At 69.0% G+C, this 12986-nt stretch carries 12 protein-coding genes; 4 read left to right on the forward strand and 8 right to left on the reverse strand.

Features of this window, described 5'->3' with window-relative positions; translation table 11 throughout:
- Window positions 1-203 precede the first annotated feature (203 nt).
- From Ato02nite_RS30140 to Ato02nite_RS30175, 8 genes are all read right to left on the reverse strand, one after another.
- The gene (locus tag Ato02nite_RS30140; RefSeq protein ID WP_213010041.1) at window positions 204-1604 is read right to left on the reverse strand and encodes a GH1 family beta-glucosidase; all 1401 of its coding nucleotides are present in this window, start codon (window positions 1602-1604) and stop codon (window positions 204-206) included.
- 60 nt (window positions 1605-1664) lie between these two features.
- Complete coding sequence (locus Ato02nite_RS30145; protein WP_213010042.1) at window positions 1665-2672, reverse strand: ABC transporter ATP-binding protein; 1008 nt, start codon at window positions 2670-2672, stop codon at window positions 1665-1667.
- On the reverse strand, window positions 2672-3727 hold the full coding sequence (locus Ato02nite_RS30150) for an ABC transporter permease (protein WP_213010043.1): 1056 nt from the start codon (window positions 3725-3727) through the stop codon (window positions 2672-2674). Before Ato02nite_RS30150 ends, Ato02nite_RS30145 begins: the two co-directional genes overlap by 1 nt.
- Before the next feature lie 3 nt (window positions 3728-3730).
- Window positions 3731-4711, reverse strand: coding sequence for an ABC transporter permease (locus tag Ato02nite_RS30155; protein ID WP_213010044.1), 981 nt, complete (start codon window positions 4709-4711; stop codon window positions 3731-3733).
- Window positions 4708-5751 carry an ABC transporter ATP-binding protein gene (locus Ato02nite_RS30160; protein ID WP_213010045.1) on the reverse strand — a complete coding sequence of 348 codons (1044 nt, stop codon included), beginning with the start codon at window positions 5749-5751 and terminating at the stop codon, window positions 4708-4710. The genes Ato02nite_RS30155 and Ato02nite_RS30160 overlap by 4 nt, the downstream gene beginning before the upstream one ends.
- Before the next feature lie 74 nt (window positions 5752-5825).
- Window positions 5826-7511 carry an ABC transporter substrate-binding protein gene (locus Ato02nite_RS30165; protein WP_213010046.1) on the reverse strand — a complete coding sequence of 562 codons (1686 nt, stop codon included), beginning with the start codon at window positions 7509-7511 and terminating at the stop codon, window positions 5826-5828.
- Between the two features lie 136 nt (window positions 7512-7647).
- Window positions 7648-8649 carry a LacI family DNA-binding transcriptional regulator gene (locus tag Ato02nite_RS30170; protein ID WP_213010047.1) on the reverse strand — a complete coding sequence of 334 codons (1002 nt, stop codon included), beginning with the start codon at window positions 8647-8649 and terminating at the stop codon, window positions 7648-7650.
- A gap of 180 nt (window positions 8650-8829) precedes the next feature.
- Window positions 8830-9666, reverse strand: a complete 837-nt coding sequence (locus Ato02nite_RS30175) for an NAD-dependent protein deacetylase (protein ID WP_213010048.1) — start codon at window positions 9664-9666, stop codon at window positions 8830-8832.
- Between the two features lie 94 nt (window positions 9667-9760).
- Between Ato02nite_RS30175 and Ato02nite_RS30180 the strand changes: the two genes are divergently transcribed.
- The 4 genes from Ato02nite_RS30180 (at window position 9761) to Ato02nite_RS30195 (ending at window position 12963) form a co-directional block, all read left to right on the forward strand.
- Complete coding sequence (locus tag Ato02nite_RS30180; RefSeq protein WP_213010049.1) at window positions 9761-10093, forward strand: hypothetical protein; 333 nt, start codon at window positions 9761-9763, stop codon at window positions 10091-10093.
- A 213-nt stretch (window positions 10094-10306) separates the two neighbouring features.
- The gene (locus tag Ato02nite_RS30185; RefSeq protein WP_213010050.1) at window positions 10307-11011 is read left to right on the forward strand and encodes a hypothetical protein; all 705 of its coding nucleotides are present in this window, start codon (window positions 10307-10309) and stop codon (window positions 11009-11011) included.
- 138 nt (window positions 11012-11149) lie between these two features.
- Complete coding sequence (locus Ato02nite_RS30190) at window positions 11150-12151, forward strand: App1 family protein phosphatidate phosphatase (protein WP_213010117.1); 1002 nt, start codon at window positions 11150-11152, stop codon at window positions 12149-12151.
- A gap of 158 nt (window positions 12152-12309) precedes the next feature.
- Complete coding sequence (locus tag Ato02nite_RS30195) at window positions 12310-12963, forward strand: hypothetical protein (protein ID WP_213010051.1); 654 nt, start codon at window positions 12310-12312, stop codon at window positions 12961-12963.
- Window positions 12964-12986 lie beyond the last annotated feature (23 nt).

The following is a 12986-nucleotide window of genomic DNA, read 5'->3' on the forward strand; positions in this document are numbered from 1 at the left end:
GATCGCTTGAAGTGCCGCCGCGAGGAGATCCCCAAGCCCCGCAGTAAGCCCAACCCCCACCCAGGGCCGAACCCGACCGGCAGGCTGATCTCCGAGCGCCCGGCCGGGGTCCGGGGCAGCGCCCCGAATGCTCCGGCCGCAACTACGACCCGGAGCAGCCCGGATACGGCCGCGCCGAAGGGCTACGACCGCATCCGGGGGTCTTACTGCCCGCGCACCAGCCCGATGGTGTCCCGGAACCAGAGAGCACTCTGCTTGGGCGTCCGAACCTGGCTCGAGTAGTCGACATGCACGATGCCGAACCGCTTCGCGTACCCCTCGGCCCACTCGAAGTTGTCCATCAGCGACCAGGCGAAATAACCGCGCACATCAGCACCCTGCGCCCGGGCGTCGGCAACGGCCCCGATGTGCGAGGCCAGATAGGCAGTCCGATCGTCATCGGCGACATATCCCGAAGAATCCGGCGCATCGTCGAAAGCGGCCCCGTTCTCGGTGACCACCATCGGCAACCCGGGGTAGTCCTGGTGCAACCGGACCAACAACTTGGTGAACCGCTCGGGAGTAATGGGCCAGTCCATAGCCGTCCGCGGAGTATCCGGCAGAACAGCCCGAACGACCGGCTCACCGAGAGCATCGTGCGTGTTCCCGTCGAGATCGGTCCCGGCGAAGTCCTGTCCGAAGTAGAAATTGACCCCAAGCACCTCGAACGGCGTAGAGATTATCTCCAGGTCCCCGTCGCGGACCGGGAAGGCCGATCCACGCGCGGCCAGTTCGTCGACGATGTCCGAGGGATACCGGCCGTACCGCAGCGGATCAAGGTAGATCCGCAGCCCCATCCCGTCGGCGCGACGGGCGGCTTCGCGATCCTCAAGAGTGTCCGCAGCAGGGTCCGCCGTGCCCATGTTGAGCGTGATCCCGAAGGTGTGGTCCCCCGTGGAAGACGCCCGCATCCGCTGCGTCGCCAGCCCGTGCCCGAGCAGCAGGTGGTGCACGGCGAACAGCGAATCGTCGAAATTGCTGCGCCCCGGCGCGTGCACTCCCACGTTGTAACCCAGCCAGGCCGAGCACCACGGCTCGTTGAGGGTGGTGAACGTGCCGACCCGGTCCTGCAGCTTGTCGAAGACGAGCGAGGCGTAATCGGCGAACCGGTAGGCGGTGTCCCGCACCGGCCAGCCACCCGCGTCCTCGAGCTCCTGCGGCAGGTCCCAGTGGTACAGCGTCACCCACGGGTCGATCCCGGCGGCGAGCAACTCGTCCACGAGCCGGTCGTAGAAGGCCAGCCCGGCCGGGTTGACCGGCCCGCGGCCGCCCGGCTGCACCCGGGGCCAGGACACCGAGAACCGGTACGAGTCCACGCCCAGGCTCTTGATCAAGGCCACGTCGGCCGGCATCCGGTGGTAGTGGTCGCAGGCGACGTCGCCGTGTTCCGCGTTGTGCACGGCGCCCGGTTTGCGGCAGAACGTGTCCCAGATGGACGCGGTCCGGCCGTCCTCGAACGCGGCGCCCTCGATCTGGTACGCGGAGGTGGCGACACCCCAGCGAAAGTCGGTGGGCAGCCCCGTGACCGGGGGGATGACGATGCTCGGTGCGGTGGTGGGGTTCATGTCTCTCCAGGTGGGGATTGGAAAGGGGCCGGTCTCCGGGAGATGAAGACCGGCCCCGCGTCATCCGACGGGCTGCTCGGCCGGATGCAGCCAGCACGCGACGGAACGGCCGGCTCCATCCGGGGTGTCCGGACGGCCGAGCACCGGGATGGCGCTGCCGCAGGGCTCGAAAGCCTTCGGGCAACGAGGATGGAACGAGCAACCCGCGGGCATGCCCGCGAGGTCCGGCGGGGAGCCGGGGATGCCGGTGAGCTCGCGCCGGGGGCCACGCAGGGCCGGGAAAGAGCTCAACAGACCTTTGCTGTACGGGTGCAGAGCGTCGCGATAGATGGTGTTCGCGGGCGCCTCTTCGACGATCCGGCCGCCGTACATGATGGCGATCCGGTTCGAGAACTCGACCAGCAGGGACAGGTCGTGGGTGATGAAGATGACCGAGAAGCCGAGCCGTTCGCGCAGCTCGATGAGCTGGCCGAGGATCTGCCGTTGCATCACCACGTCGAGGGCGGTGGTCGGCTCGTCCATGATGACCACCTGCGGCTGCAGGATCAGGGCCATGCCGATCATGACGCGTTGCCGCATGCCGCCGGAGAGCTGGTGCGGGTAGGCGTCCATCCGGTCGGCGGAGATGCCGACCAGCTTGAGCATCTCCCGGGCCCGGGCGGCCCGGCTGTGCGCGCTCATGTTCGGCTCGTGCGCCTTGAGCACGTCCATCAGCTGGGTGGAGATCTTGTGCACCGGGTTGAGCGAGTTCATCGCGCCCTGGAACACGATCGCCGTCTCGGCCCAGCGCCACTCGCGCAGCCCGTTGTCGGAGAGCGCGAGCACGTCGTACGACGAGCCCTGGGCGGGGTGGTAGATGACCTGGCCGCCGGTGATCACGCCGGGCGGGGCGAGCAGCCGGGTCAGGCCGTAGGCGAGGGTCGACTTGCCCGAGCCGCTCTCCCCGGCCAGGCCGAGCACCTCACCCCGGTGCAGGGTCAGGTTGACGTCGCGGACGGCGTGCACGGCCCGGTCGCCGAGGCCGTAGTCGACGTTGAGGTTGCGGATCTCGAGAACCGGTTCTGCCATCACTTGGCCTCTCGCATCACGGGGGTGGAGATGACCCGGGCGTGGGTGTGCGGGGCGGCCGAGTTCTCCAGCACGGGAGTGAAGCCGATCCGCATCCGTACGGTGTGGCCGGCGGCGGTCTTCAGCTTGGTCTTGCCGGCGCTGCGCAGCCGCGGGCTGACGAACTCGTCGATGCCGAAGTTGATCAGCGACAGGGCGGTGCCGAGGCACGCGATGGCGAGGCCGGCCGGCACGAACCACCACCAGGCGTGCTGGCCGAGGGCCTGCTGACCCTGCGCCCAGAACAGGATGGTGCCCCAGTTCCAGCCGTCGTTCGAGGTGATGCCGATGAACGCCAGGGTGATCTCGGACAGGACGGCGTAGATGACCGTGCCGACCAGGCCGGAGGCGATCACCGCGGTGAGGTTGGGCAGCAGCTCGAAGATGACGATCCGCCAGGTCGTCTCGCCGCTGGCCCGGGACGCCTCGACGAAGTCGCGCCGGCGCAGCGAGAGGGTCTGGGCCCGCAGCACCCGGGCGTTCCAGGACCACGAGGTGAGGCCGATGACCACGGCGATCAGGGTGTCGCTGGCGTTGTTCAGCACCGAGGTAATGATGATCATCAGCGGGATGGCCGGGATCACCAGGATCACGTTGGTCAGGGCGGACAGGCTGTCGTCGGTCTTGCCGCCGAGGTAGCCGGCGGTGACCCCGATCAGGACGCTCAGCGTCGTCGCGATCAGGCCGGCCAGGAAGCCGACGTACATGACGCTGCGGGTGCCGACCAGGATCTGGCTGAAGATGTCCTGGCCGAGGTGGGTGGTGCCGAACCAGTGCGCGGCCGACGGGCCCTGCACGAGGTCGTTGCTGCGGCCGCTCGGGTCGTACGGAGCGATCCACGGCCCGATGATCGCCAGGAGCACGTAGACGCCCAGGACGACGAGACCGGTGGCCGCCTTGGTGTTGCGTACGAAAAGGAATCTCTGCCGTTTGGCCTTGGCCGGTTTGGCCGAAGGCTGGGCCATCGCGCCCTGGCCGGGGATGACCTGCTCGATGCTGGAGGTGGGGATCGTCATCTCTCAGCCGTCCTTGCGGGTGCGCGGGTCGAGGAGCAGGTAGGCGATGTCGGCCAGCAGGTTGGCCACCAGAACCGCGATCGTGATGATCAGGAAGATGCCCTGCATCAGCGGGTAGTCCCGGGCGCCGAGCGCCTGCAGCAGCGTGAAGCCGAGGCCGGGATAGGAGAAGACGATCTCCACCAGCAGGGTGCCGCCGACGATGAAGCCGAGCGACAGCGCGAAGCCGGAGACATTGGGCAGCAGCGCGTTGCGGGCCGCGTAGCTCAGCGCCACCCGCCGCTCGGACAGGCCCTTGGCGTGCGCGACGGTGATGTAGTCCTCGCTGGCGACGGTCACCATCATGTTGCGCATGCTCAGGATCCAGCCGCTCACCGACGAGATCAGGATGGTCAGCGCGGGCAGCAGGCTGTGCTGGATGGCGCTCGGGATGAAGTACTGGTCCCAGGCGGGCACCAGGCCCGAGTCGAAGCCGCCGGACGACGGGAAGAAGCTGTCCGGCCCGGCCAGCAGGTAGATCGCGATGATGCCGAGCCAGAAGTACGGCACCGACGAGAAGAACGTGGTGACCGGCAGCAGGCCGTCGGTCCACGAGCCGCGCCGCCAGCCGGCCACCACGCCGAGGCTGGTGCCGAGCAGGAAGCTGATGATCGTGGTGATGCCGACCAGCAGCAGCGTCCAGGGCAGGGCCTGCGAGATGACCTGGGAGACCGGGGCCGGGAAGAACGTGAAGGACAGGCCCAGGTCGCCGTGGAAGATCTGCTTCCAGTAGTCGACGTACTCGGCCCACATGCTCTTGTGCTGGTCGAGTCCGAAGAGGATGTAGAGCGACTGCATCGCGTCGGTGCTGAGCTGGCCTTTGTACTTGGCGATCAGCGACTGCACCGGGTCGCCCGGCACCATCCGGGGGATGAAGAAGTTCAGGGTGATCGCGGCCCACGCGGTGAACACGTAGAACCCGATCCGCTGGAGGAAGTACTTCACTGTGCACCAGCCTTGTCGTACAGCCAGCACGCGGCCCAGTGGCCGGGCGCGTCGCCGATCTCCAGGCGGACCGGCAGATCGGTGCTGCACCGCGGCATGGCCGCCGGGCAGCGCGGGTGGAACCGGCATCCGGACGGCGGGCGGATCAGGCTGGGCGGTTCGCCGTTGCCCCGGTCCTCCTCGAGCGGATCGATGTCGCCGGTCAGCCGGTCCGGGTCCGGGGCGGAATCGATCAACAGCCGGGTGTACGGGTGGGCCGGCGTCTGCGTGACGGTCTCGCTGTCGCCGCCCTCGACCATCCGGCCCGCGTACATCACCAGGGTCTCGTCGGCGAAGTACCGGGCCGACGCGATGTCGTGGGTGATGTAGAGGATCGCCAGGTTGAGCCGTTCCTTGAGGTCCCGCAACAGGTTCAGCACGCCGAGCCGGATGGAGACGTCCAGCATGGACACCGGCTCGTCGGCGAGCAGGGCCTCGGGGTCGGCGCCGAGCGCGCGGGCGATCGCGACCCGCTGGCGCTGCCCGCCGGAGAGCTCGTGCGGGAACTTGTCCAGGTAACGCTCGGGCGGGGTGAGGCTGACCCGGGTGAGCAGCGCGGCCAGGGCGGCGTCGAGGTCGTCCCCGGCGTTGTGGTGGATCTTCAGCGCCCGGGTGAGGTGGTACCGGATGGTGTGCACCGGATTCAGCGAGGCGAACGGGTCCTGGAAGATCATCTGGACCCGGGCCGCGTAACCGCGGAAGTTGCGGCCACCCTTGACCGTGGTGCTCCGGCCGTGCAGCTGGATGTCCCCGCCGGTACGCGGGTAGAGCTGGGCGAGCAGGCGGGCCACCGTGGACTTGCCCGAGCCGGATTCGCCGACCAGCGCGACCACCTGGCCGCGCCGCAGGGTCAGGTGCACGTCGTCGACGGCGTGCACCGCGTCGTGCTCTTTGCTGAAGAGATCGCGCAGTCGCCGGCGGACGGGGAAGTGCTTGGTCAGGCCGATCGCCTCAAGCACCACCTCGCCCGCAGGGGCCTTGGCGTCCTGAGTAGACGTCATGTGCCGAAGTCCTTTGCGGGGGTGAAAACCGCCCCCCGCACGAGGGTGCCGTGCGGGGAGCGGCGGGGCGACGATCAGGAGTTGGCGGGCTTGAGGTGCAGAACGATGTCGAGCGCGTACGGCTGGGTGGGCTGCATGCCCGCGTACGGGTCGGCGTCGGACGGCCAGCCGGTCCAGTTCTTGGTGCTGTAGTCGCCACCCACGTTGTCGGAGCCGACCGGCAGCGCCGGAGCCTGCTCCACGAAGATCTTCTGGATCTGGTTCATCGCGGTGGTGCGGGCGTCGTCGCTGGTGGCGTTGGCGTACGCCTTGAGTGCGGCGGTCGCCTCCGGGCTCTTGAAGCGGCCGAAGTTGCCCTGCTGCGCGGCGGTGCCGAGCGGCTTGAGCAGGTCACCGTCCATGATGGTCTGGTAGATGTCGTACGGCGTGGCGCCGCCGTTCGTCCACCGCATCGAGGCCTCGAAGTCGCCCTTCTGCACGCTGGCGTCCCAGACGTCCTGGTTCGGCTTCTCGACCGTGGCCTGGATGCCGATCTCGGCGAAGTTGGTCTTGAGGATCTCCAGCGTGGTCTGGTAGTCGGACCACGGCGCCGGGTCGCTCAGCTTGATCTTGACCGGCTTGCCGGACGGGTCGGTCAGCGTCGTCCCGTTGAGCTTGTAGCCCGCGCTCTGCAGCAGCGCCTTGGCGCCCGCCACGTCGACCGTGAACTTCTTGTCCTTGTACTCCGGCGCGATGAACGCGTCACCGGCGCCGTCGGGCAGACCGGTCACGCTGTTGATCTGCGGGTGGAAGTAACCGGCCTCGGCCTGGTTGAAGATGTCCGCCCGGTTGACGACCATGTTCATCGCCTGGCGCAGCTTCGGGTCGTCGAACGGCTTCACCGTGGTGTTGATGTAGAGCGCGTGGATGCCCAGCACGCCCGGCGCCCAGACCTTGTGGTTGGCCGGGTCCTTGGAGATGAACGTGGCCTGGTAGTTCGGGATGAAGACGAAGCTCCACTCGGACTCGCCGTTGGCCAGCGCCGTGGTCTGCGCGCTGTTGTCCGCATAGGACGTGTAGCGCAGCTCCTTGACCTTCGGCAGGTCCTGCCAGTAACCCTCGGTGCGGACGGAGAGCACGACGCCGGCCTGGGTGAAGGACTTCAGCGTGTACGGGCCCGAGCCGATCGGGTTCTTGTTGATGTCGGTGGTCGGGTCGGCGATCTTCTCCCAGACGTGCTTGGGCACGATCGGGGTGCTCGCCATGATCTTGTTCTGGTTGACGAACTGCGGCGTCGTGAACGTCACGTGCACGACGCTGCCGTTGACCGTGATGTCACCGAACGGGATCGCGTTGGCGTTCAGCGCCGGCTTCGACTTGAGCAGCGTGAACGTATAGGCCACGTCGTCGGCGGTGAGCTTCTGCCCGTCCGACCAGGTGGCGTTGTCGCGCACCGTGATGTCCGCCGACTTGTAGTCCGCGGCCCACTTGACCTCCTTGGCCAGCCATGGCTTGGCCGGGTCGGCCGGCTTGACCGGGTTCCACTGGGTCAGCGGCTCGTAGATCATCCACTTGTAGCCGAGCGCGTTGGCCGAGGACGTACCCGCGAAGGGGTTGTGGTTCTCGGTCTGCGTGCCGTTCGGCATGCCGATCCGCAGGTAGTCCACCGACTTGCCGGCGTTCGCGTTGTTATTGGCGTTGGGTGAGTCGCTGCACGCGGCGACGCCGCCAGTGGCGAGCGCTCCCGCCAGGACAGCGGCGAACAGAGTCCTTCTCTGCATCGAGGTGCTCCTGAGAGGTGTTTGGGTGAAGAGGGGTGTGCGCCATCGCGGCGCCGGCGAGTTTCCGCCGGCCCCGAGGTGAGGGCGCGTTTCGGTAACCGATCGTCGATCGGGGGTGCTTACCGGGTTTTAGGTGCTATTCGACGGTCGAGCCGCGCTTGACGAAGCTCGCTGGGATGACGGTCGGGCGGTTGGGCAGGGGTGTGCCCTCGAAGTGGGCGAGCAGCGTACGAGCCGCGGCCTCACCCATCTCGCGCAGTGGTTGATGCACGGTGCTCAGTGGCGGCTGGGTGTGTGCCGCCGTGGGTATGTCGTCGAAGCCGACGACCGCCACGTCCTGCGGGACGCGGCGGCCGGTGTCCTGAAGGGCCTGCATCGCGCCGAGCGCGGACAGGTCGTTGTGCGCGAAGACCGCGTCGAACTCCACGCCGGCCTCGAGCGCCGTCTGCACGGCGGCGATGCCGCAGTCGACGGTGAAGTCGCCGAGCGAGGTGCGCTCGGCCGGGATCGGCCGGCCCGCGTCGGCGTAGACCGCGGCGAAACCGTCGGTGCGCTGGCTGGTGCAGCCGAAACGCTCCGGGCCGGTGATCACCAGCGGGCTGCGCCGGCCGATCTCGAGCAGATGGCGGGCCGCCGAGCCGGCACCGTCGTGGTTGGTGGTGCTGACGCTCGGGATCTCGCCCGAGGTCTGGTCGCGGTCGTCGATGAGCACCATCGGCAGGCCGCGGCGGTGCAGGGTGGCGATGTAGTCGAGAGTGCCCTCGGGTTCGATGACCAGGAGACCGTCGAAGGACTTGGCGGACACCTGGGCGCCGAACTGGCGCATCGACTCCTCGCCGCGGTTGCAGGTGAACAGCAGCAGGCCGTACCGCTCGGTCTCCAGGACGTCGACCGCGCCCTGGATGACCTCGCCGATCCACGGCCAGGTCAGTGACGGAACGAGCATGCCCACCACCCGGGTGCGGCCGCGGGCCAGGCCCACGGCGCGGGAGCTGGGCACATAACCGAGCTCGTCGATCACGGCCCGGACCCGGGCGGCGGTCGACTCGTCCAGCTCACCCTTGCCGTTCAGCACCCGGGAAACGGTCGTCTTGCTGACCTTCGCCCGGGCCGCCACGTCGGCGATGGTGATCGGCACTGGTCCTCCTGTGTCCATACCCGCGATTGTCTCCGCTGGAGGCGGATCGTGTTGCCGGGGTATTGCGGAACCGGTTTCGGGACCGGTTCCGGCAGTTAACGACAGTGGCCGCCGTCACGTCAATGCGTAACAAACTTTATTTGTGTATCGCTACGGTAACCACGTCGAAATCATCCCGATTTATGCGGCTGGGAGCGCTACCAAATGGGGAAGGACGATGCCCAAAGGGGCATCGATGAATAGCCCCGCGTACGGCTCGCCGCGGGTGACGCCGCGATTGACGATCGCCACTCGGATGCCGAGCTTCGCGGCCCGCAGAACGAACCGCCGGCCCGACATCACGGTCAGGGAAGAACCAAGAACCAGCAGCGTACGGGCGGTTTCCACGAGTTCGAAGCTGCGCGCCACGCGCTCCGGCGGCACCGTCTCACCGAAGTAGACGACGTCCGGCTTCAGCATCCCGCCGCAACTCAGGCAATCCACCACGGTAAATCCGTCCAGCGACTCGTCGGCCAGCTCGGCGTCACCGTCCGCGTTGAACGCCAGCGCCACTCCGGCAAACTCCGGGTTGGCCGCGTCGAGCCGCTCGCCGTGGATCTCGCGCGGGGTCAGCTCGCCGCACGCCAGGCAGGTGATCCGGGCGAGGTTGCCGTGCAGCTCGACCACGTCGCGCGCGCCGGCCGCCTGGTGCAGGCCGTCCACGTTCTGGGTGATGATGCCGGCCACCGTGCCCTGCTGCTGCAGGGCGGCCACGGCCAGGTGACCGTCGTTCGGCCGGGCCGCACCGATCGTGCGCCAGCCGAGGTGACTGCGCGCCCAGTAGCGGCGCCGGGCGATCGGGTCCCGGGTGAAGGTCTGGTAGGTCATCGGGGTGCTGCGCCGGGCCGATCCGGACGGGCCGCGATAGTCCGGAATCCCCGACTCCGTCGACAGTCCGGCCCCGCTCAGCACCACCACGCCGCCCTCCGCGATCCAGTCGCCGAGGGTGGCCACCTGCTCCACCACCTGAAGTTCCACGGATCCATCTTCCCTCGTCCGTGGGACACGCCCGAAATGACCACAACGAGTGGGAGCCGTGCACGTTGCGGCGGGAAACGGTAAGTTGATCCACGTGACAGCTGTGGCGCGTGTGCTTCCCCGGAACTGGGACGGCCACCGCCTGCTGCGCTTCCTCGCCGGTCTGGCGATGCTCGCGCTCGCCTTCACCACGCCGGCTCCGGCGTCGGCGGCTTTGGCCGCACCGCCGGCCGCGGTCACCGTGGAGGCCTCGGCGACGGTCGCGGTGAGTGAGTCGGCTCCGGCGCCTCCGGCCGTACGTGTTGTGCCCGCCCCCCGGCCCGCCTCGACCGTCGCGGTCACCGCGATCCTGGTGCTGGTGTCGCTCGCGGTTCTGGTCGGCGTCTCGCCGCGGATCCGCGGCGAGCGGGCACCCCCGGCGATCTAGCACTTCTCCGCACCCGGGTCGGCCGGCTGCTGCGGAGCCGAGCCGGAACTCCGCTCGGGCGCGATGACGATCTGCTTTTCACCCGAGCAGGAGGTCGCCCGCAGCGGAAGGCGTTGGTTCTATCCCGTACGGGAAAGAAACGCCGCGTGCCGAAAGGCGCGCCACTCAGCGCAACCTCCGCACGATGATCGCGTCTCTCGGTGAGGTGTTTCCGTGGAAACGGCCATGCACAGCTTTCTCGTGTCCGTCCCGCAGGCCGCTGCCCTCTGGGTGGTGATGCTCGGCGGCGTGCTGCTCGCGGCGGCGGCGATCGCCCGCAACCAGCGGCCGTCGGCGCCGCCGGTCGTGGACGACGATCTCCGTTTCGCCGAGGAGATCTCGGTGGCGGCCGACCGGGCCGCCGCCACCGCCGCCCGGCGGCGGGCCGAATGGGCCACCGCGCAGGAACGGCTCGACGCCGCCTGGCTGGCCTACGACGTGGCCGACCGCACCGCCCGGGAGGCGGCCAAGGCCGCCGCCTTCCCGCTGATCAGCAAGCGCCGCAAGCCGGACGAGAACCGCGCCCGGGAGCGTTATCTGCATCACGCCGCCAGCGCCGCCTGCCGCAACCACGACCTCTCCATCGCGCAGCTGAACGACGTCTTCGCGCACCGTGGCTGGAACCCCCGGCTGCACCCGGTGGTGCAGGAGTCGTTGCTGCGGCAGGCGGTCCGGTCGCACCGTTTCGACGAGTATCAATCGGCGCTCCGGGCCGAGCGGGCCTCCTGGCAGGAGGCCGAGTCGGCGGCCGAGGCGCTGCGCAGTCTGCGACTCGAGGCGGCCGCCGCGGTTACCCGGGCCGGTGCCGGGCAAGCCGTCTCCGATGAACACTGGTTTGCCGACCAATGGACCACCGCCGAGCTTCCGGCTGCGGCCTGAAGTCGTGTGTGGAGGCGCCCCGCATTCGTCCGCGGGTGTCCGGCCGGGCGGGTACCGTAACCGGCACGGAACGACCGGGTTAGGGGGCCAGCAAGCGTGACGCAGACTCCGGCGGGTGCCTCCTCAGCCGTGGTCCGGATGCACCGGGCCGCGCGGGTGGAGGACGCACTTCACGAGATCGTCGAGCGCCGGTTGCGTCATCGGGGCTGGCAACCCGTGATCACCGCCTACACGGGCTACGGCGCGCCCGGCTGGGCGCGGGTGATGGGCCGGGTGGTGCTGACCCGTGGCGGCGATTCGCACAAGCGGCTGGAAAAGGTGCGGGGCTGGCGCAGCTTCCTGAGCTCGCCGGTCAGCAACATGGTCGTGCGCGTCCAGGTCGGCGACACCGTCACCGAGACCCGCACCGACCGCAGCGGTTACATCGACTGCCGGGTCAAGGGCGACCTCGAGCCCGGCTGGGCCAAGGCGCAGCTCGCCACCGACGGCGCGGCCACCGTCGAGGCACCGATCCGGGTGGTCGACCCGGCCTGCAAGTTCGGGCTCATCTCCGACATCGACGACACGGTGATGGTCACCGCGCTGCCCCGGCCGCTGCTCGCCGCGTGGAACACGTTCGTCCTCGACGAGCACGCCCGGATGGCCGTGCCCGGCATGGCGGTGCTCTACGAGCGGCTGATCACGGCGAACGCCGGCGCTCCGGTGTTCTACCTGTCGACCGGCGCGTGGAACGTCGCGCCCACGCTGAGCCGCTTCCTGTCCCGCCATCTCTACCCGGCGGGCCCGCTGCTGCTCACCGACTGGGGCCCGACCCCCGACCGCTGGTTCCGCAGCGGCCAGGAGCACAAGCGCAACACTCTCCGCCGGCTGGCGCAGGAATTCCCGCACGTCCGCTGGCTGCTCATCGGCGACGACGGCCAGCACGACCAGGAGATCTACTCCGAGTTCGCGCACGCCCACCCGGAAAACGTGGCGGCCGTGGCGATCCGCCGCCTGTCACCCACCCAGGCGGTGCTGGCCGGCGCCGTCCCCGGGCCGGCCGGCACCCCCGAGGCGGTCGGCTCGCACGGCAAGACGTGGTTTTCGGCCCCGGACGGGGCAGGACTATGGTCGCTACTCCGCGACACTGATGTTGTCTGACTCGGCGGCCCGCTGGTGCAGCCGCTGTCGCACCTCGTCAGGGGTGTACGCCCGTCGTTTCCGTTCGCCCCGGGCGACCACCACTCCGGTAGCCGCCACTCCTGCCAATCCGGCCAGACCCACTATTTTCCACCAACGCATCACCCGAGGATAGACACGTGGATGCCGCTATCAGCCTGGACCAGGCGATCGACCTGACGCGCACCGGTGACATCTGGATCTTCCGCGGCCGTTCCGGCCCCGACCGGGCGATCCAGACCCTCACCAACAGCCCCGTGAACCATGTCGGGATGTCCCTGGTCATCGAGGACATGCCGCCGCTCATGTGGCACGCCGAACTGGGCAAGTCCCTGCCCGACCTGTGGTCCGGCACGTTCCAGCGCGGCGTCCAGCTGCACGACCTGCGCGACGCGGTCACGGTCTGGGCCAACCGGTACGGCCAGCGTGGCTGGCTCCGCCAGCTGGAACCATCGGTGACCCGTCCGATGGAGGACAAAGCCCTCAAGACGGTGGCCCGCCTGGACGGCACCCCGTTCCCGTCGTCGGCGCAGCTGGCATGGCGCTGGGCGCGCGGCCGGGTGCCCCAGATCCGCCCGCGCCGGTGGCAACGCGGCCCGGTCGGCGATGCCGCCCTCGAGACGGCCTACTGCGCCGAGGTGGTCGCGGTGACCTACGAGGACATGGGCCTGCTGCCGCCGCGCCACAACCCGAGCTGGTACGACCCGGGCCGCTTCTGGAGCGGCGACGACCTGGAACTGTGCGCGGGCTTCACCCTGGGCGACGAGATCGAGGTGGACGTCCCGGCGACGTGACGGTGCGCGTCACCGGGACGTGG

It is taken from the genome of Paractinoplanes toevensis (genome assembly GCF_018332695.1).
Classification (GTDB): domain Bacteria; phylum Actinomycetota; class Actinomycetes; order Mycobacteriales; family Micromonosporaceae; genus Actinoplanes; species Actinoplanes toevensis.

Coding starts and splice junctions, on each gene's coding strand:
- Ato02nite_RS30150 (WP_213010043.1), bottom strand. CDS start 3,727: ATGACGATCCCCACCTCCAGCATCGAGCAGGTCATCCCCGGCCAGGGC.
- Ato02nite_RS30160 (WP_213010045.1), bottom strand. CDS start 5,751: ATGACGTCTACTCAGGACGCCAAGGCCCCTGCGGGCGAGGTGGTGCTT.
- Ato02nite_RS30190 (WP_213010117.1), top strand. CDS start 11,150: ATGCACCGGGCCGCGCGGGTGGAGGACGCACTTCACGAGATCGTCGAG.
- Ato02nite_RS30165 (WP_213010046.1), bottom strand. CDS start 7,511: ATGCAGAGAAGGACTCTGTTCGCCGCTGTCCTGGCGGGAGCGCTCGCC.
- Ato02nite_RS30140 (WP_213010041.1), bottom strand. CDS start 1,604: ATGAACCCCACCACCGCACCGAGCATCGTCATCCCCCCGGTCACGGGG.
- Ato02nite_RS30145 (WP_213010042.1), bottom strand. CDS start 2,672: ATGGCAGAACCGGTTCTCGAGATCCGCAACCTCAACGTCGACTACGGC.